This is a genomic window from Antribacter sp. NEAU-D49, assembly GCF_057158775.1.
This window is the reverse complement of record NZ_JBXTSN010000002.1, coordinates 284,564-304,171: the sequence shown is the minus strand read 5'-3', so window position 1 is coordinate 304,171 and position 19,608 is coordinate 284,564. Positions and strand designations below refer to the sequence as shown.

General features: G+C 71.0%; 13 protein-coding genes. 5 read left to right on the top strand and 8 right to left on the bottom strand.

The window, feature by feature from the left end; translation table 11 throughout:
• Nucleotides 1-155: 155 nt before the first annotated feature.
• Both AC060K_RS03110 and AC060K_RS03105 read right to left on the bottom strand, forming a co-directional pair.
• Complete coding sequence (locus tag AC060K_RS03110) at nt 156-1,979, bottom strand: ABC transporter substrate-binding protein (RefSeq protein ID WP_483763987.1); 1,824 nt, start codon at nt 1,977-1,979, stop codon at nt 156-158.
• 428 nt (nt 1,980-2,407) lie between these two features.
• On the bottom strand, nt 2,408-5,317 hold the full coding sequence (locus AC060K_RS03105; protein ID WP_483763986.1) for a glycoside hydrolase family 9 protein: 2,910 nt from the start codon (nt 5,315-5,317) through the stop codon (nt 2,408-2,410).
• 282 nt (nt 5,318-5,599) lie between these two features.
• Between AC060K_RS03105 and AC060K_RS03100 the strand changes: the two genes are divergently transcribed.
• Together AC060K_RS03100 and AC060K_RS03095 are read left to right on the top strand one after the other, a co-directional pair.
• Nucleotides 5,600-7,081, top strand: coding sequence for an RICIN domain-containing protein (locus AC060K_RS03100; protein WP_483763985.1), 1,482 nt, complete (start codon nt 5,600-5,602; stop codon nt 7,079-7,081).
• 16 nt (nt 7,082-7,097) lie between these two features.
• Entirely contained in the window at nt 7,098-8,345 is a 1,248-nt protein-coding gene (locus AC060K_RS03095) for an RICIN domain-containing protein (RefSeq protein ID WP_483763984.1), read from the top strand.
• 86 nt (nt 8,346-8,431) lie between these two features.
• Here the strand turns inward: AC060K_RS03095 and AC060K_RS03090 are convergent, their stop codons facing one another.
• The 5 genes from AC060K_RS03090 to AC060K_RS03070 all read right to left on the bottom strand — a co-directional run bounded on the left by AC060K_RS03090 (nt 8,432) and on the right by AC060K_RS03070 (nt 14,662).
• Complete coding sequence (locus AC060K_RS03090) at nt 8,432-10,501, bottom strand: endo-1,4-beta-xylanase (RefSeq protein WP_483763983.1); 2,070 nt, start codon at nt 10,499-10,501, stop codon at nt 8,432-8,434.
• Between the two features lie 155 nt (nt 10,502-10,656).
• Nucleotides 10,657-11,091, bottom strand: coding sequence for a DUF7832 domain-containing protein (locus tag AC060K_RS03085; protein WP_483763982.1), 435 nt, complete (start codon nt 11,089-11,091; stop codon nt 10,657-10,659).
• Nucleotides 11,092-11,119: 28 nt separating this feature from the next.
• Nucleotides 11,120-12,205, bottom strand: coding sequence for a redox-regulated ATPase YchF (gene ychF, locus AC060K_RS03080; RefSeq protein WP_483763981.1), 1,086 nt, complete (start codon nt 12,203-12,205; stop codon nt 11,120-11,122).
• A gap of 40 nt (nt 12,206-12,245) precedes the next feature.
• Nucleotides 12,246-13,847, bottom strand: a complete 1,602-nt coding sequence (locus AC060K_RS03075) for a hypothetical protein (protein ID WP_483763980.1) — start codon at nt 13,845-13,847, stop codon at nt 12,246-12,248.
• Nucleotides 13,817-14,662 (bottom strand): ABC transporter ATP-binding protein, encoded by an 846-nt coding sequence (locus AC060K_RS03070; protein ID WP_483763979.1) that lies wholly within the window; start codon nt 14,660-14,662, stop codon nt 13,817-13,819. The genes AC060K_RS03075 and AC060K_RS03070 overlap by 31 nt, the downstream gene beginning before the upstream one ends.
• A 178-nt stretch (nt 14,663-14,840) precedes the next feature.
• Here AC060K_RS03070 and AC060K_RS03065 point away from each other — a divergent pair, with 178 nt between their 5' ends.
• Nucleotides 14,841-16,370 (top strand): DNA recombination protein RmuC, encoded by a 1,530-nt coding sequence (locus tag AC060K_RS03065; RefSeq protein WP_483763978.1) that lies wholly within the window; start codon nt 14,841-14,843, stop codon nt 16,368-16,370.
• A 16-nt stretch (nt 16,371-16,386) separates the two neighbouring features.
• On the opposite strand, the gene AC060K_RS03060 is transcribed toward AC060K_RS03065, so the two are convergent.
• Complete coding sequence (locus AC060K_RS03060) at nt 16,387-16,830, bottom strand: hypothetical protein (RefSeq protein WP_483763977.1); 444 nt, start codon at nt 16,828-16,830, stop codon at nt 16,387-16,389.
• Nucleotides 16,831-16,926: 96 nt separating this feature from the next.
• Between AC060K_RS03060 and AC060K_RS03055 the strand changes: the two genes are divergently transcribed.
• Both AC060K_RS03055 and AC060K_RS03050 read left to right on the top strand, forming a co-directional pair.
• On the top strand, nt 16,927-17,487 hold the full coding sequence (locus tag AC060K_RS03055; protein WP_483763976.1) for a TetR/AcrR family transcriptional regulator: 561 nt from the start codon (nt 16,927-16,929) through the stop codon (nt 17,485-17,487).
• Nucleotides 17,488-17,962: 475 nt separating this feature from the next.
• Entirely contained in the window at nt 17,963-19,600 is a 1,638-nt protein-coding gene (locus AC060K_RS03050; RefSeq protein ID WP_483763975.1) for an HNH endonuclease signature motif containing protein, read from the top strand.
• The last annotated feature ends 8 nt before the right edge of the window (nt 19,601-19,608 follow it).

Sequence of the window (19,608 nt, the reverse complement as noted above, 5' to 3'; positions counted from 1 at the left end):
CGCCGGCCCGGGCCGGCTCGCTCGTACAGCTGCTCGAAACAGCCCTGTGGGGCAGGAGGCGGGTGACGCCCCCTGCCCCACAGGGTGTGTGTCGGAAGCCCGACGGGAGTGCTGAGCCCGGACTGTCAGCCCGGGCTCAGCCCCAGGTCAGTGGCTCAAGAAGCCATCGACCACTGCTCGGCGTTCCAGGGGAGGCCGTTCTGGGCCACCGTCTGGCGCACGTTCTGCAGGTTGGACGAGTACGCCGCCACGCCCGGGTGGGCGAAGATCGGCATGCCGTGCAGGTCCTTCCACAGCTCCGTCTCGATGATCTTCTGCTGCTCGAGGTGGACCTCGGGGTCAGCGGAGTCGGCGAGGGTGGTCCAGGCCGTGGTCACGGCGTCGGACACGTACTTGCCGTAGTTCTGGCCACCGTTGTTGCTGTAGATCGACTGGCCCGAGGCGACCAGGCCGGAACCGGCCCAGGCGAAGAGGGCGATGTCGAAGTCACCGGCGTCGAGCTCGGTGTCGAAGAACGCCTCCGAGCCACCGTCGATGATGTTGAAGCCGGCCTCGTCGCAGCTGGCCTTGATCAGCGCGACCTCCTGCGAACGACGCTCGTTCGGAGCGTTGTACGAGATCTCGACGTCGATCGGAGCGGTGAGACCCGACTCGGCGATCTTGGCCTTCGAGGCCTCGATGTCGACCTCGTCGTACTCGCCACCGTACGAGGCCTCGAGCACCTCGTCGTACGCCTCCTGGAACGGGAAGACCTCGCGGGCGTTCATGACCACGGCGTCGGGGTTGATCGGCTTGATCAGGTCGTCGACGATCTTCTGACGCGGGAAGCAGAGCGCGAAGGCCTCACGGAGAGCGAGACCACCCTGGTCCTCCGCGAACGGACGACCGGAGGCGAAGTTGAAGTCCACGTGCTCCCAGGTGAACTCCTGGCCGGTGGAGACGGTCACCGAGTCGCCGAGCGCCTCGAGCTGCGTGACGGTGTCGACGGTGGCCTGCGGCTCGATCGCGTTGAGGTCACCGTTCGAGAGCGCCTGGACGTGCGTCTCGGGAGCGGCGAAGCGGAACGTGAGCTTGCTCGTGGCCGGAGCGGGGCCCCAGTAGGCCTCGTTCGGGATCACGGAGATGGCCTGACCAGCGGTCCAGCCCTCCGGGTCCAGGATGTACGGACCCGAGGACGGCACGTCCTCAGCGGCCGGCATGGCGCCCGGCTCGTAGGACCAGCCGGTGTTCCAGAACTCGGCGGCCTTGGACAGGATGTCCATGTTGCCGGTCTTGATGGCGTCGACCAGACCCGCGACGTCGGTGCCGGCCTTCTCGGCGACGACGTGCGCCGGCATGGTGTCGGAGACCTGGGCCTCCCAGTCGGCGTAGACCTTCGAGTAGTTGTAGGTGATGGTCTTGCCACCCACCTCACCCTCGGGGAACTCGGTCACGTAGGTGCCGAACGTCAGGCCGCCCACGTAGTCGAAGAGCGGGGTCTCGGACCCGTCGACGGTCGGCGTACCGGCGTCGGTGTAGTACTGGGTCGCCCAGTCGAGGAGGTAGTCCTCGTACGCGATCGGCTCGCCGTCGGACCAGACCGCGTCCTCGTTGATCGTGTACTCGACGACCAGGGGGTCCTCCGAGGTGGCCTCGTAGGTACCGAAGTTCTCGTCGGCGCAGAGGGTGCCGTCAGCACCGAAGTACACGAAGCCGCTGAACAGCTGCGTGTTGACGACGGTGTTGTACGTCGAGTTCGTGGCGCTCGTGTCGTTGTTGTACGCGTGCCACTCGTCCTCGCCGATCGAGTACTTGATCTCGCCCTCGGCAGTCTCGACCTCACCCAGGTCGGCCTTGCAGCCGTCCACGGGCTCGACCGTGCCGGAGCCAGCGGACTCCGTCGGCTCGGCCTCGCCCGCACCAGGGGTGCTGCAGGCCGAGAACAGCAGTGCACCGGTGGCCGCCATAGCAATGGCGGCGCTTGCACGCCTGATCTTCAATGTTCCTCCTCAGGGGTATGACACCGCCTCGAACAGACCGTCCCTGTAGGGATGTTTCCGGCCTGATGCCCGAGTCACCGTCATGGTTTCGGCTCACGGTACTCACGGCCTCGGGTGTTTTAGGTCACTTCGCCCAGTACCCGAACCGATCGTTACCGACTTGATATTGCCCTGTAGCGCGGGTGACGAACGCCTGACAGCGCCGAAACACCGGGGTAACACGCTGGTCTGCGTGCCGCCTCGCGGCCATCTTCACCCGCGGCCAGAGGGCGCGCCAGAGGGCCGCACCGGGGGCTCCCCTATCGATGCGGGATCGATACCGGATCGAAACTTGGCCCCGTGTGGTCCGGGCCGTGCCCTGCCGGGCGGGGACGCACGACGGCCGGGCACGCTGGGGGTCCAGCGTGCCCGGCCGTCGTGCGCTCGCGTCAGCCCATCGTGCAGGGCGTGCCGTTGAGCAGGATCGCGCGCGGCGGCTGCGGCACACCCGTTCCGAGGAAGCCCACGGTCCAGGTGGCGCCGGGCGCCAGGTCCGGAGCCCAGCCGGGGGCCCGGACGGTCACGGTCGAGCCGCTCTGGGTCGCCGTCCCGCCCCAGGCCTGCGAGACGGTCTCACCGCCTCCGAACTGCCAGGTGATGACGGCGTTGCGCACCGTCGTGGTCCCCGTGTTCCGGACGGCCACCTCGGCCTGGAAGCCGCTGTTCCACTGGTTGACCACCCGGAACGTCGCCGCGCAGGAGGTCCCCGGCTCGGTCGGCCGCTCGGTGGTGGTGAACGTGGTCGTGGCGCCGGCGGCCGAGACGTTGCCCGCGTTGTCCCGGGCGACGACGGCGACCCGGTACGCGGTCGCCGGCGTGAGGCCGGTCAGCGCGTACGTGGTGGCCGGCGTGGTGGCCACGACCGCTCCGTTCAGCAGCACGTCGTACGAGGCCACGCCCGACCCGCTGTCGGTCGAGGCGGCCCACGTGAGGGTCGCCCCCGTGGTGGTGACACCGCCGGCCACCGGAGCGCCGGGGACCGTGGGCGGCGTCGTGTCGCTCTGGGCCTCGCCCGTGGTGAACCCGACCGCGGTACTGGCCGGCGAGACGTTGCCCGCGTTGTCGACGGCGACGACGGCGACCTGGTAGGTGGACGCCGACTGCAGCATGTCCAGCGTGTGCGTGGTGGTGCGCGGGGTCGCGACCACCCGTCCGTCGAGGAGGACCCGGTACGAGGCCACGCCCGACCCGCTGTCCGTGGAGGCCGCCCAGGTGAGCGTGGCACGCGAGGAGGTCACGTCGCTGACCACCGGGGTGCCCGGGGTGGTGGGCGGCGTCGTGTCCGGCACGACCGGGCCGGGCTGGGTGCCCCACAGGAGCTCGGAGCCCTCGTGCAGGGTGATCCGGCTGTTCTTCGCCAGGGTGCTGCCGATACCCGTGTACGACCAGTCGTTGCTCGGGTTCCACACGTTGGCCGTCACGCGGAACTGGATCTCGCGCCGGTGCTGGGACTGCCCTCCCGGGTAGACGACCGAGCCGGAGCAGTCGAGCTCGACGTAGTACTGGTCGCCGCCGGCGTGGCCCACCTTCGTGGTGACGCCGGGGCACTCGGAGTAGTTCGTCGACGCCACGACGGTCGAGGGGTCGGCGCCGGCGTCGAGCGTGAACCAGTAGCGCACCCGGACGTCGTCGAGCACGCGGGCCGGGAACGCGGACCGGTTGCGCACGATCGCCTTGACCTCGGTGAACGTGGTCCCCGGCTGGTTGAGGCCGGCCTCGACGAAGAACTCGTCCTGGTCGGGCGACTCCGGCTGCGGGAAGCCCGCCAGCGGCGTGCCGCCGTACTCGTCGACGAGGAACGCGACCGCGGAGGTGAACCCGGCGTTGTAGTCGGTGGCGACCTCGTTGGCGACGTAGTCGCCGCGGTCGTCGACGTACGCGTCGTTCGCCGAGCCGGGGCCGCCCACGAGCGCGCCGTACAGCACGTGCCGCGTCTCGGCCGGGTCCTTCAGCGAGTCGAGCCACGACCCGTGGGCCGTGCGGTGGTGGGGGTCCTGGGGCGAGTTCTCACCAAACCCGATGACGTACGACGACCCCCGCGGGTTGTCGCCGAGCGCGTAGTCGATCTGGCGCACGCCGAAGTCGTGGTAGGTCCGCGCCCGCGTCGCGTCGCCCCGCTGTGCCAGCCAGTCGCCGTACGTCAGGGCCACGAACGCCGTGTTGGCGGCGTAGCGCAGCGACCCCCAGGTGTCGAGGTGCGCCTGCCCGCCCGGGGAGTAGCGCACGCGCTGGCCGTTGTAGCCCGTGGTCCAGTAGTCGAGCCAGCGGTTGGCGTCGTCGACGTACCGCTGCTTGCCCGTCGCCTGGGCCAGCAGGGCGTAGGTGGCGTAGGACTTGTCGTCCCACGCGACGGTCCAGCGGTACGACCGGACCGTCGTCTGGGGCTCGGTCGACAGCTTGTCGTACTCCGCCTCGGCCTTGGCGAGGTAGGTCGCGTCACCGGTGGCCTCGTAGAGCCAGTAGGCGCCCCAGACGAGCTCGTCCTGGTAGCCCGACCACGAGTTGTAGTAGCTCTGCACGGGGATGCAGTCGGAGTACTTCCCCCGGTACGTGTCGGCAAAGCTGTAGAGCTGCCGGGCGTGGGTGACCAGCTCGGCCGCGTAGGCCGGGTCGGAGTCGGCGAACACGATGGACGACGCCGCCATCGCGGCCGCCGTCTCGCCCGCCACGTCGCTGCCCGGGCACGAGGCGTCGACCTTGAACGCGGGCCGCTTCATCTGCATGGCCTCGGCGGGCCCCCACCACTTGTGGTCGGCCTCGCCGTCGCCCACCTGCGCGTAGAGCACGTTCGGCGACGGGTGGGCCTTGATGAAGTAGTCGTTGACCCAGCGCAGCGAGTCGAGGAGCTCGTCCTGCTGACCCGAGCCTGCGTAGCCGCCGGGGCTCTCGATGGCGCCCCACGCCAGCATCGTCGCCGTGAAAGCCATCGGCAGGCCGAACTTCACGTGGTCGCCCGCGTCGTACCAGCCACCGGTCAGGTCGAGGCCGACGTCGGAGCCGTCGGTCAGGCCGGAGTCGCCACGCCAGCTCACGCGGAAGTCCTCGGGGAGGTCGCCCGAGCGCTGCGCGTCGTAGAAGAACAGGGACTTCTGCAGCACCTCGGCGTAGTTGAAGTCGCCCGCGGCGGCGGCCTCGATGGTTTCGGCGGTGGTGGCGGGCGCCTGGGCGGGTGCCGGGGCTCCCGCGGCACCCGCTGCAGGGGCGAGGCCGACGGCCACGCCGGCGAGCAGGGTGCAGGTCGCCGTGAGCGCGGTGGTCAGGGCCGCCGCGCGCCGTCGTACGGTGGTTCGTGGATGCATGGCTGCCTCTCCGGGTCCGCCCGCGTCCGCTTCGACGCGGGTCGCCGCCACTATCGTGAGCGGCCCGCCGGGCGGGCAAGGGATGCCGGGGTTCCGAATCGTTTAGCGCGACGACGGCCCTGCCGTCGCCGACGTCACCCAATCGATTAACCCGCGCTCCAAGGCTTGACCGCCACGGGGTGGCCACTATCGTGAACCGGGCATTGTATCGATTCACAGGTCCTGAGCACCCGATCGCGCGGAGCCGAAGACGTACTCCGCGCCCCGTCGAAGGAGCACGCCGTGCACTCTCCCCCCTCTCGCCGCCTACCGCGCTGGATCGCCGCCGCCCTCGGCGGGATCCTCGTCGCAGCGGCCCTGCCCGGGCTCGCCCCCGCCGCGCACGCGGCCGTCGCTCCCGGCACCTGGTACGTGATCGCCAACGAGTACTCGGGGCTCGTCGTCGACATCGAGGGCCGTTCGACGACGAACGGCGCCTCCGCCCTGCTGTGGACGCGCACCGGAGCGACCAACCAGCAGTTCCGCTTCGTCGACGCCGGAGGCGGCTACCACCGCATCGAGGCGCGGCACAGCGGCCAGGTGCTCGACGTCAGCGCGAAGAGCACCGCGAACGGCGCGGACATCGTCCAGTGGCCGAGCAACGGCGGTACCAACCAGCAGTGGCAGCTCAACGAGCAGTCCGACGGCTCCTACGAGATCGTCAACCGGAACTCCGGCAAGGCCCTCGACAACTGGGAGCGGGCGACCGCGCCCGGCAGCCGCGTCTCGCAGTACGACCGCAACGGCTCGGCCGTGCAGCGCTGGCGGCTGATCCCCGTCGACGGCGGCAGCCAGGCGGGCGACGGCTCGGTCACCGACCGGAACCTCCAGTACTACGGCCGCTGGACCACCGACGGCTCCTGGCGCACCATGGGCTGGGCCGGCGGCTACGTCGAGGCCGCCTTCACCGGGTCCACGATCGGTGTCCGCCTGCGGAGCACCATCGACCTGTACTACTCGGTCGACGGGGCACCCGAGCAGTGGCGGCGCAGCGCCTCCGGGAACGTCACCCTCGCCTCAGGCCTCGGCAGCGGCACGCACACCGTCCGCATCGGCTTCCGCGAGCGCGCCGGTTCGTACACCGGCGACCCCGCGTTCGGCGGGTTCGTCCTCGCCTCGGGTGGTTCGACGACGTCGGTCGCGCGCCCGGCGAGCTTCATCGAGTTCATCGGCGACTCGATCACCGTGGGGCAGCCGAACGGGAACCGGCCCTTCACGGCCTACCCCTACCTCGTCGGGGAGGCCCTCGGCGCCGGGCACACCCAGGTCGCCCAGGGTGGCGCGTGCCTCGTCAGCACCTCGGACGGCTGCTACGGGATGATGGACTGGTTCCGCCGCTCGTCGGCCTGGGTGAGCAGCGACGACTGGAACTTCTCCACCTACCAGGCCACCGCCGTCGTGATCAACCTGGGCACGAACGACGTCGGGCACGGCGTCTCCACCACCGACTTCCAGCGCAACTACGTCGTGATGCTGGAGCGGGTGCGCCAGGCCTACCCGAACGCCCAGATCTTCGCGATGGGCGTGTTCCGGAACCGCTACGTGACCGAGACGCGGAACGCGGTCCAGGCCCGCGTCGCCGCCGGCGACGCCCGTGTCCACTTCGTCGACACGACCGGCTGGGTCGACCCTGCGACGGACACCCTGGACAACGTCCACCCGACCGACGCGGGGCACCAGAAGATCGCCAGCAGGCTCGCCCCGATCATCGACCGCTACCTCTAGGACATCTGGAGCACACATGGGCACTCCTGAACCCTCCGGCGTCCTCGGCGCCGGCATCTCCCGCCGCACCCTCTTCGGCCTCGCCGCCGGCGTCGCCGCTGCGACCGGCGGCCTCGTCACCGCCGGCCCGGCGCACGCGGCGTTCCGCACCGACACCTGGTACGTCCTGCAGTCCCGCCACTCGGGCCTGGTGCTCGACGTCGAGGGACGGTCTACCGCGAGCGGCGCCAGGCTCGTGCAGTGGAACCGCAACGACGCGACCAACCAGCAGTTCCGCTTCGTCAGCGCGGGCGGCGGCTACTACACGATCCAGGCCCGCCACTCGAACCTCGTGCTCGACGTCTACGGCAGGAGCACCGCGAACGGTGCCGACGTCGTCCAGTGGAGCACCACCGGCGGCGCCAACCAGCAGTGGCAGATCCTCGACGACGGCACGTACCTGCGCTTCGTGAACCGTCACTCCGGCAAGGCCCTGGACCTGTGGGAGCGGTCCACGACGCCCGGGGCCCGCGTCTCGCAGTACGACTCCAACGGCAGCACCAACCAGCAGTGGCGTGCCCTCCCCGTGGGGACGCCGTCGGGCGACGGGACGCCCACGATCTACATCGCGTCGGACTCGACCGCCCAGACGTACGGCTCGTCGAGCTACCCCCAGATGGGCTGGGGCCAGAAGCTCGCCGGCTATCTCGACTCGAACGCCACCGTGGCCAACCACGCCATCGGCGGGCGCTCGTCCCGCTCGTTCATCGAGCAAGGGCGGCTGGACACGATCCTCGCCGCCATCCAGCCGGGCGACTACCTGTTCGTCCAGTTCGGGCACAACGACGCCAGCTCGGGCAACCCCGAGCGGTACACCTCCCCCGACGACTACAAGCGGTACCTCCGTGACAGCTACATGGCGGGAGCGACCGCCCGCGGCGCCACCCCGGTCCTGCTCACCCCGGTCTCGCGGCGCGACTACGACGCGAACGGCCAGTTCCGGGTCTCGTTCCCCGACTACGTCAGCAAGGTCCATGAGCTCGTCGCCGAGACCGGCGTCGCGATGATCGACCTGTCGGCACGCTCACGGGCCTATCTCACGTCGATCGGTCCGGAGGCGGCCAAGCGGGTGTTCCTCCACCTGAGCCCCGGCCAGTACCCGGCGTTCCCCGACGGGGTCGCCGACAACACGCACTTCCAGGAGTACGGGGCCGGGCAGATGGCGCGCCTCGTCTCCGAGGGCATCGCCGCCCTGCCACTGCCGATCGCGGGCCACGTCCGCTAGAACCTGCCGGGGACCCGCACTGGGGACCCGTTCTGGGGACCCCGCGCGGCGCGCTCAGGTGCGCGCCGCGTGGGGGACCGGCGGCCTCAGCCGCAGAGGCTCGCTTCGTCCGGCGCGACCTCGACGTCCACGGTGCCGTTCCCCGGGTCGAGGGTCACGCAACGGTCCTGCTCGACGGTGCCGAAGGAGTCGACGCTGCGGTACGCCAGGGTCTGCCGGTCCGAGCGCTTGAGCGTGAACGGGCCGGCGTAGGTGACCCAGGCGCCGCCGTCGACCCGGTACTCCGTTCGGGCAAGCGTGGCCGGGGTCGTGGCCTCAGCAGCGAGCGCGACCGAGATCCAGTTGTTGCCCTGGTACCGCAGGGTCGTGCTCGGCGCCGCCGGGATGCCCTGCGGCCAGTTCACCAGGAGCTGGTCGCCGTCGGGGCCTACCTTCTCGACGGTGATCGTGTTGATGGAGAAGGCGTTGCCCCCGCCACCGCCGCGGATGCCGAGGTTGCCGATGAGCCCCTCCGCCGGCTGCGACCCGTCCAGCGTGAGCTCGGTGACCAGGGTGTAGCTGCCCATGTTGACCATCCCGCTGTTGAAGTAGGCGGGGACGAACGTGGCGACCTGGCCGGCGTGGTACGGGTGGCTGTTGACCTGGGCGCCGTCGGCGGTGGTGTAGCCGCCGTTGCTGTTGTCCCTGAGCCAGCGGACGCGGATCGCCGTCGTGCCCTTGGCGGTGTAGTTCACGGAGAAGCGGTAGGTCGCGCCCGGCTCGGGGCGGAAGGCCACCTCGCCGTCGTCGGTCGTGGACCACGGCCACGCGGAGGCGTCGTCGCCCAGGACGATGTTGGCACCGCTCCAGGAGTCGCCCTCCGAGGTGTCGAAGACGTGGACGCCCGGGACAGGCGGGTGCTCGCCGCCGCCCGGGATCTCGATGTAGTCGTGCGTGGCGAGGAACTCCGCCGGGTAGAGAATGCCCAGCAGCGCGTCCTTGGCCTTGCCGTCGTAGTCGTAGGGCATGGCGAACTCGCCGCCCTTCCAGCCGGTGAGCACGTCGCGGACGCCCGCGAGCTTCACGGCGGTGATCACGTGCGGGTTGCTGGTGGTGTTGGCCGGGCCGGCCGCGTGGTCGCGGTAGACCTGGAACAGCTCGGCGTACTTCATGCCCTGGTTGTTCTCGTTCTCCGGCGTCAGGGTGCCGGGCGGGAGCGCGATGTCCATCTCGGTGACGTTGACCTCGACGTTCCCGAGCGACGCGAAGAGCTTGATGTTGGCCTCGACCGCCGCGACGTCGGTGTCCAGGTTGTAGTGGCCCTGCATGCCGATCACCTCGATCAGCGGCCTGCCGTTCGGACGGACGCCCGCGTAGCGCGCGTTGATGTCCTTCACCATCTCGTAGACCACCCTGGCCTTCGCCGGGGAGTCCAGCCCGAAGTCGTTGTAGACGAGCTTCACGTCCCAGCCGTTGGCGTCGACCACCCGGGCAGCCTCGAGGAAGGCGAGCTCCACCCAGTCGGAGCCGAGCGCCTGGTACCAGCCCTCACCCTTGGCCAGGGAGGCGCGCCAGTCGGCCGGGTTCGCGGTGCCCACGGCCTCGTTCACCACGTCGATCGCCACCAGGTCACCGCCGAAGTGCCCGAGGACGGTGCCGATGTGGGTGTTCAGGTTGCCGAGCGCGACGGCCCGGTCGAACGTGCCGGGCTGCCCGTAACGGGCCGGCGGCGCGTCCCACATCCAGGTGGGCGACTGGGAGTGCCACGCCAGCGTGTGGCCGTAGAACGTCAGGTCGGGGTTCCGCGTGGCGTACCTGGCCATCGCCGCCTCCGCCGCGCCGAAGGTGAACTCGCCCTTGACCGCCTGCGTGCTCTCGGGCTTCATCTCGTTGCCCGGGGTGTACGACGCGTAGTTGTAGAGCAGGCCCTCGATCTCGCCGGCCCCGAAGATGCCGAACGAGAAGTAGTCCTCGTAGACGTCCTTCATGGCGGGGTAGTGCTCGAACGTCTGGCCGGTGGGCGGGAGGTCCGTCTCGGCGGCTGCCGTCATCGGTTGCCCGGCCGCCAGGACGGCGAGGGCGGTCAGGGCGGCGAGTGCGGGGGCGGCGGCTCGGCGGGATGGCCTGGCCCGGCGGGCACTCCCCCGGGCGGGTGCGAACGTTGTCAGATGGGGCATGGTGTTCCTCCAAGCGCTGCGCTGCGCTGCGTGCGGGCTCGTGGCAAACGATTTCATCGGTGAAATAGTTTCGTCGCCAAACTTATCGTCGCGAGCGCGGGTGTCAAGAGCCGGGCACGCTCCGGCGAGGCCCTACCGACGCGAAGGCCTCCGCTTCATCGCCCGCCGGCGCGCTGGAAGTCGGCCCACCGCTCTGAGATGCGCGACGCGAGCCTCTCGTAGTTGTCCTCTGTGTAGCGGACATGGAAGACCGTGGGCAGGTCACCGACCAGTACCTGCTCGTAGTCGGGCAGGTACTGGCCGCCCTCGTATTCGAAGTAGGCGTCGACAAACCGGCGCGCGTCAGGAGCCACCATGTCGCTGACGAAGTGCCGGTCCCACCACTCGAAGAGCCAGAAGATCGACTTCCGCCCGGATCGGTACTTGGCGAGCGCCCGGCCGTCCCGGCCGTTCGTCATCGCCTCGCTCACGAGATCGTTCTCGACGAGCCAGCGGAGGAAGAAGACGATGTGGTGGTCTGCATGATGGCGAGGAAGCCGCTCCTCGCGGACGCTCTCGTCGTGGTATTTGCCCTTGTCGTAGATCGCCACGAGCGTCCTTTCCGTCGACCGAGACCCCTCAGACGTTGAAGCGGAACTCCACCACGTCGCCGTCCTGCATCACGTAGTCCTTGCCCTCGATGCGGGCCTTGCCCGCCGCCTTCACCGCGGCGACCGAGCCGGCCTCGACCAGGTCCTCGTACGAGATTACCTCGGCCTTGATGAAGCCGCGCTCGAAGTCGGTGTGGATCACGCCCGCCGCCTGCGGGGCGGTCCACCCCTTGCGGATGGTCCAGGCCCGGGCCTCCTTGGGCCCGGCGGTGAGGTAGGTCTGCAGGCCGAGCGTGCTGAAGCCCACGCGGGCCAGCTGGTCGAGGCCGGCCTCCTCCTGCCCGGAGTCGGCCAGCATCTCGGCGGCCTCCTCGGGCTCGAGCTCGACCAGCTCCGACTCGAACTTGGCGTCGAGGAAGATGGCCTGGGCCGGCGCGACGAGCTTGCGCAGCGCCTCCTGGCGCTCGGTGTCCGCCAGGCCGGCGTCGTCCGTGTTGAAGACGTAGATGAACGGCTTGGCGGTCATGAGCTGCAGCGACGCGATCTCCGCCAGGTCGAGGCCCGCGGCGCCGGCCGCCTGGAAGAGCGTGTCACCCCGCTCGAGGATGTCGCGGGCGGTGGTCGCGGCGGCCAGGAGGGCGGCGTCGCCCTTCTTGATCTTGACCTCCTTCTCGAGACGCGGCAGCGCCTTCTCGAGCGTCTGGAGGTCGGCCAGGATCAGCTCGGTGGAGATGGTCTCGATGTCGCCGGGGGCGTCCGTGGAGCCGTCGACCCGGATGACGTCCGGGTCGTCGAACGCCCGGGTCACCTGGCAGATGGCGTCCGCCTCGCGGATGTTGGCGAGGAACTTGTTCCCCAGGCCCTCACCCTCGGACGCGCCCTTGACGATGCCCGCGATGTCTACGAAGGACACGGTGGCGGGCAGGATCCGCTCGCTGCCGAAGATCTCCGCGAGCTTGCCGAGGCGCTCGTCCGGCAGCGGGACCACGCCCACGTTGGGCTCGATCGTGGCGAACGGGTAGTTCGCCGCGAGCACCTGGTTGCGGGTCAGCGCGTTGAAAAGGGTGGACTTGCCGACGTTGGGCAGGCCGACGATGCCGATAGTGAGTGCCACGTCGGGCAAGTCTACGTGCGGCGGACGGCGGCCCGCCGCGTCAGGCGAACGACTGCACCTGCTGCAGCAGCTCGGGCGCGCGCCGGTCGTACGTCCGGGCGCCGATCCGGACGCCCCCGACCAGCACGCCGACCCCCACCGCGAGGCTCACACCGAGAGCGACCCAGGCCAGCGGGGCGCTGTCCTGCGCGAAGGCGAGGATCGAGAGCACCACGGACGGGATCGACAGCCCGGCGACGACGAGCAGCGCGATCGTCTGGGAGACCATCGACGCGACCGCGGCACCCTGCGGCTGCTTGAACGGGCTCTCCCCCGGCTTGGGGACCGGGTAGACCAGCCGGGCCGAGACGGCGCTGGACACCCCGAGGCCGAGCCCGAGCGTGCCGAGGCTCAGGCCCAGGACCGCCGGGAGCAGCGCCGTGTGCCCCGCGACCACCGCCGAGAAGACGGCGAAGAGGACGACCACGGGGCCGCCGAAGCACAGGACGGGGATGACGCGGCCCCAGCGGTCGGCCGAGCCTGGGACGCCGGTCGCCACGTGCAGCGCGAACGCGGTGTGGTCGAAGGCGACGTCGTTGGACAGCCCGAAGCCGAGCACCCACGCCACGATCGGGGCGAGGATCAGCAGCAGCTGGTTGTCGGTCTCGCGCCCCGAGAACCACAGGATGACCGGCATGAGCGGCACGATCGCGAGGACGGAGCCGTAACGCGGGTCGCGGAGCCAGTAGGTGGTGCTGCGGGCCGCGACCGCGCCGGTGGGGGTGGCCGGGAAGCGGCCGAACCAGCCCAGTCCCTTCGCCTTGGCGCCACGCCCTCCGCCCACCGGAGGACGGACGAGGGCGCGTCCCAGCGCCCGCTCCCACACGAACCAGAGCAGCGCGACGGTGCCCACGGCCACCGCGAGGCGGCCCGCGAAGGCGAGCCAGGCGCCGTCGTACGCCGTGGCCGGGAGCGACCAGGCCGCGCCGAGCGGCGTCCACCCGACCACCCCGGCAAGCTGGTCCGCGACCAGCCGGATGCCCTCGGGGCTGGTGATCGTGACCGTCGTGGTGCCGTCCCGGCCCCCTCCGAGCCAGGAGATGGTGGGGCCGATCATCACGAGCAGGACCATCGCGAGGATCGCGAGGATCTCGCGGAACCGCCGCGCCTCCAGGAGCGGGGCGAGCACCGTGGTGAGCGCACGCGAACCGAGGACGCAGGTGGTGACGCCGAGGGCGACGCCCAGGAGCACCACCGGCAGCAGCGCAGGCGTGCGCCACCAGGCGACCGTCACACCGAGCCCCGTGAGGACCGTGGCGATGCCCGGTACCGAGATCAGGGCGGCGACCCCCAGGCCGGCGACGAGCGTGCGGCGCGGGATGCCGAACGTGGCGAAGCGGTGCGGGTCGAGCGTGGCGTCGACGCCGAAGAGGAAGACCGGGACCAGCCACCAGCCGAGCGTCGCGAGAGCGCCGCCCAGGGTGACGACCAGTCCGAGGACCTCGGTGTCGTAGGTGCCGGTGGCGATCACCGCGGCGACGAGCAGCCCGACGACGCTCAGTCCGTAGAGGGAGGCGACGACCAGGCCGATCGTCTGCCAGACGCTGCGCCGGAACGTGTTGGCGAGGAGCGTCAGCTTGAGGCGGACGAGGTGCGCAACCACTCGAGTCCCTCCCCCGTCGCCCGGCCGCCGACCATGTCGACGAAGCGGTCCTCGAGGCTCTGGTCTCCCCGCACCTCGTCGACGGTGCCCGCAGCGAGGACCTGTCCGGCGGCGACGACGGCGACGTGGTCGCACATGCGCTGGACGAGGTCCATGACGTGGCTCGACACGACGACGGTGCCGCCGCTCCGGACGTAGTCGGCGAGGATCTCGCGGATGTTGGCCGCGCTGACGGGGTCGACCGCCTCGAACGGCTCGTCGAGCACCAGGGTGGCGGGCGCGTGGATCATCGCACTGGCGAGGGCGATCTTCTTGGTCATGCCGGCCGAGTAGTCCACGACGAACGTGTTGGCGTCCTTCGTGAGGTCGAGCGCCCGCAGGAGGTCCTGCGTCCGGCTCGCGACGGTGTCCCGGTCGAGACCGCGCAGCAGACCGGCGTACGTGATCAGCTGCGTGCCGGTGAGGCGGTCGAAGAGCCGCGCGCCGTCGGGCAGCACGCCCAGCTGGCGCTTGGCCTGGTCGGGCTGCGCCCACAGGTCCGTGCCGTGCACGTGGACCGACCCGTAGTCGGGCCGCAGCAGCCCGGTCGCCATGGACAGCGTGGTGGTCTTGCCCGCGCCGTTGGGGCCGACAAGCCCGTAGAACGAGCCGGACGGCACGTCGAGGCTGATTCCGTGGACAGCGATCTTCTGGCCGAACCGCTTCCACAGGCCGCGCAGGCTCATCGCCGCCGCCGGGTCGGGCGGTGGCGTGGGCGCGCCCTGGGGCGCGAGGTCGCTGGTGCCCGACGGCGGCGGGCCGGCTTGCGCTGTCATGCCGCCAACCTAGCGGGCGCCGCCGACACAGCGGATCGTCCCGGAGGATGAGTTCCCCGCGCCCGCTCCCCCGCCAGGTGGAGGTGTCGCGTTTCTCCTCCAGGCGCTGACCTGGGACTTCGCGGGACGTCCGGGGTTTCTGCGCGGGAGTGTCGGTAGCGCGTGGCAGCCTGTCGCCATGGAGATCCTCGGAACGGTGCTGCTGGCCCTGGGGGCGCTCGTCGTGGGCGGGCTCGTGGGCTGGCTCTGGCACTCCGGACGCACGGCCTCGGTCCTGCGCGCCGCCGAGGTGTCGGCCGCCCGCGCCCGCGCCGAGGCCGACGCCGACCGGCATGCCGCCCAGGTCGAGGTGGTGCGTCTCCAGGCCCAGGTCGAGGCAGCGAACCGCGAGGTGCAGGCCGCTCGGGAGCGAGCCGAGGAGCAGGTGGCCGCCGCGCGCGCCGAGCAGGAGAACGCCGCGCGGCACTTCCAGGCGCTGGCAGGCGAGGCCCTGGCCGCCAACAACAAGCAGTTCCTCGAGCTGGCCGAGGCGCGACTGAAGGCGTCCACGGTGCGCGGCGAGGAGGTGCTCGCCCAGCGCGAGCAAGCAGTCCGAGCACTGGTGGATCCGCTCACCAAGGCCGTGGACCAGGTCCGTACGGAGGTGCTCCAGGCGGAGAAGGCCCGGATCGAGGGGCAGGGCGCCATCGTCGAGCAGATGCGGGCCGTCGCCGAGGCGTCCGCAGAGCTGCGCGTCGGCACGAGCGACCTCGTCACGGCCCTGCGCTCGTCGCAGACGCGCGGGGCGTGGGGCGAGCTGCAGCTGCGGCGCGTGGTCGAGGCTGCCGGGATGCTCAACCGGGTGGACTTCACCGAGCAGGCGCACGCCACCACGGAGGACGGCACGCTGCTCCGGCCCGACATGGTGGTCCACCTCGCGGGCGGCAAGCACGTGGTGGTCGACGCCAAGGTCGCCTTCCTCGGGTACCTCGAGGCGCAGCAGGCCACGGACGAGGGCTACCGCGAGCAGAGGCTCGACGCCCACGTGCGGCACATGAAGAAGCATGTGGACGACCTGGCCTCGAAGAAGTACTGGAACCAGTTCTCCCCCGCGCCGGAGTTCGTCGTCATGTTCGTGCCCGCTGAGGCGTTCCTCTCCGCGGCCGTCGAGCGCGAGCCGGACCTGCTCGAGTACGCGGTGAGCAAGAACGTCATCGTCGCCACCCCCATGACGATGATCGCGCTGCTGCGTACGGTCGCCTACGCCTGGCGCCAGGACGCCCTCGCGGAGAACGCCGCCCAGGTGCTCAAGGTGGGCAAGGAGCTCTACTCGCGACTCGTCACGATGACCTCGCACATCACCAAGACGGGCAGGGCGCTCGAGTCGGCCACCAAGAGCTACAACTCGATGATCGGCTCGCTCGAGCGGAACGTCCTCACCTCGGCCCGGCGCATGATCGAGCTCGACGTCGTGGACGAGAAGGAGCACATCGACGAGGTCCGCGGGATCGAGGAGGTACCTCGGCCCATCACCAAGTCCGAGCTGCTCGCCGCCGAGGAGGGTGGCGTCGTGGCGATCGACCGAGCACTCGACCAGTCCTTCCACCGGAGCGTCCTCGTGCAGGAGCTCGAGGTCACCACCCTGGTCGCCAGCGATCAGCGGGCGCTCGAGGCCGTCGAGAAGGCCCTCCCCGAGGACGGACCCGGCACCTCGCAGGCTGCCGGCTGACGAGCGCGGCCCGGCCTCAGCCCGCTCGTTCCTCCGCGGGCGCGACCGGTTCGCGCTGTCCGTCAGGGCGCCTGCGGTAGGCGCCGACCAGGAGCAGCACGATCGGTGCCACGATGATCAGCCCGTTGGGCGTCCATCCCAGCACCACGGCGTCGACCGCGACCCAGGCCGCCAGTCCCCAGGCGAGGAACGCCGGCGGAGTGAGACCTCGGCGATCGAGCCAGAGGACCAGCAGACCGATCAGGACCAGCTGCGGTCCGAAGCTGTCGATCGTCAGCCAGTAGGCGCTGTTCGCCGGGCTCATGCGGGAGAGGTCCGCGCCCCAGAGCTCCCCGCTGAACCATGCGCCAGCGTGGTGTGCAGCGCCCTCGACGGTCAGCGCGCCGACGGTGTGGGCCGCTCCGTAGAGGGCTATCAGCCCACCGGCCCAGGTGATCAGGGGACGTCTTCGTGTCGGCATCATCAGCTCCTCATTGTTATACGGTTACGTATATTCAACGGTAGCCCGCTTGTACGGAGCCGTATATCCCGCAAGATCGTGAGGCAGGTCACACCTATGGGCGCACTGCGGACCCCGCGCGAGAAGTGGGTCGAGGAGGGCCTACGGGCTCTCGCGGCCGGCGGCGTCGACACCGTGAAGGTCGAGTCGCTGGCGAAGGCCCTCGGGGTGACCAAGGGCGGCTTCTACGGCTACTTCGCCGACCGGGGCGCGCTCCTGGCCGAGATGCTGGACACGTGGGAGCGGGAGTGCGTCGACGACGTCCTCGACCAGGTCGAACGGGCGGGGGGCGACGCCCTGGAGAAGGCTCGGCTCGCCGGGCAGCTGACGTTCTCCAGCGAGCGGCTGTTCCCCATCGACCTGGCCGTCCGCGACTGGGCCCGCCGCGACCCGGCGGTCGCCGAACGGCTCCGCAGGGTGGACGACCGGCGGATGCAGCTGCTCCGCGACGCGATCAGCACCTTCTGCTCCGACCCGGACGAGGTCGAGGCGCGCAGCCTGCTCGCGTTCTGCATGGCGATCGGCACTCACCTCATCGCCGTCGACCACCCCGGTGGGCGCAGCCGTGCCGAGGTGAGCACGCGAGCCAGCGCGCTCCTGCTCGGCCGTTCGTGGTAGCCGGAGCGTCCGGCGAGGCCCGGCGTCACGCGCTCGACGGCGGCCCGGGCCCCGGAGGCCGGCCCGGGGGTGTGGGTGGCCGGGTCTAGCGTGTGGGTGGCCGGGTCTAGCGTGGAGCTCGGGCCGGGCAGGCCGCGATAGGCGACGCCGCCCGGGCAACCGGCGCCCCCTCTGCGCCGCGCCGAGCGAGGGGGCACCCCGGCCTGGAGTTGTCCACAGATTCGCGGTTCGGGTCGCGGTCCAGGGTCCGCTCGATAGAATAGAACTCATGTTCGAGTCGTCGAGTGGTGCGCGGGTAGGGCGGGCCGGAGCCGGCCTGTCGCTCGGTAGCGCCCCCCGTGGCGCCCTCGGTGTGGTGCCGGACGTGTCCTGGGTTCCCAGTCCGGGTGTCGCCAGCGATGTGACCGTCACTGCCTCGCTGCACACCCCGCCGGCGGGTACCGGCGCCCGGCCGACGATTCTTACACCCCTGTCGGTGCTGCCCTCCTCGACCGTGGCCGCTGTGCCGACGGCGGACGCCACGCCAGCAGCCACGGCAGCTTCCGGGTCGGACGACGCGGGGCTGGAGGGGGATGCCAGCCTGTCGGACGACGCGGGCCTGGAAGGGCTGCTCGCGGGAGCGGTGCCCGGTCCGGAGTTGGCGCGTCTGCTGGCCGGGGTCGATCTGGCCGACGCGGGAGACAGCGTCCTGGTCGAGGTTGTCGCCGCGGGTGCCCGGCTGGGGGCGTGGGCCGCGTCGGTGCAGGCCTCCGCGGCCGGTGAGCTCGCTGCGCGGCGGGCGTGGTCCGCCGAGCGGGAGCACCTGGGTGAGGAGCTCGGCCTTGTCGTGGGTCATGCCGGGCACGTAGGCCGCACCCTGGTCGCCCGCGGCCAGGCGCTGGGCGACCTGCCCGAGACCCGTGACGCCCTGCGCGCCGGGGTCCTCGACGTCGCCAAGGTCGACATCCTGGCGTTCGCCGGGGTGTTCGCCCACCCCGCCGCCCGCCGGGAGGCCACCGTCCGGGTCCTGCCCGACGCCCCCCGGCTCGGGCTGCGCGCGCTGCGCCGGCGGATGCTGGCAGAAGCCGTCGCGTCCTGCCCCCAGGCGGTCGAGACGAACCGGAAGGCCGCGACCGAGCAGCGGTACGTGCGCCTGGAACCGGTGGAGAACTCCATGGCCTACCTCACCGCGTACCTGCCCGCCGAGCAGGCCGCAGCCCTCTGGGCCGTCGTCGACGACGCCGCCCACACCATCTCCCGCACCCCCGACGAGGCCCGCACCCTGGCCCAGGCCCGCGCCGACGTCCTGGTCGCCCTGACCACCGGCCGCATCCTGCCCACCAGCAGCAACGACAACGACACGACGACGGTTCGTCCGGCGAGGAATGCGCCCCCGACAGAGCAGGCACCCGCAGCAGCGACAGGTTCGGAGTCGGCGGCGGCCGCGGCGGGCACGGCGCGCACAGCGGACGGGACTACCGGGTCGTGCGCGTCGTGCGGCGCGCAGGTCGGCGGGCGCGGCTACGTGCTGCAGGTCGTACCCACACGCCCCCAGGTGCGGGTCACCGTCGCCGCGAGCACCCTGCTCGGCCTGGACCACGGACCGGCCCACCTGAACGGCTACGGCCCCGTCCCCGCCGACCTGGCCCGCGACCTGGCCCAGGACGCGACCTGGCAACGACTCCTGACCGACCCGGCCACCGGGATCCTGACCGACTACTCCACCACCACCTACACCCCCGGCCCAGCCCTGCGCCGCGCAGTCCAGCACCGCGACCAGACCTGCACCTTCCCCCGCTGCGACCAGCCCGCCGAACACAGCGACCTCGACCACATCGAGCCCTACAACCACCACAGCAAAGCTGCCGGCAGACGACCAGGAACCAGCGGTCAACCAGACACCGACGACCCCGGGCAGACCCGCGCCACCAACCTGCACGCCCTGTGCCGCCGACACCACCGCGCCAAGACACACACCAGCTGGACCGTCACTCGCGACCCCGACACCGGCACCACGACCTGGACCTCACCCACCGGCCGCACTTACACCGGCCCACCCGCCCCGACCGACCCCACCCACCACCACCGGACCGACAGCCACACCCCCACCGACCCCGGCGACCCACCCTTCTGACGACTGCC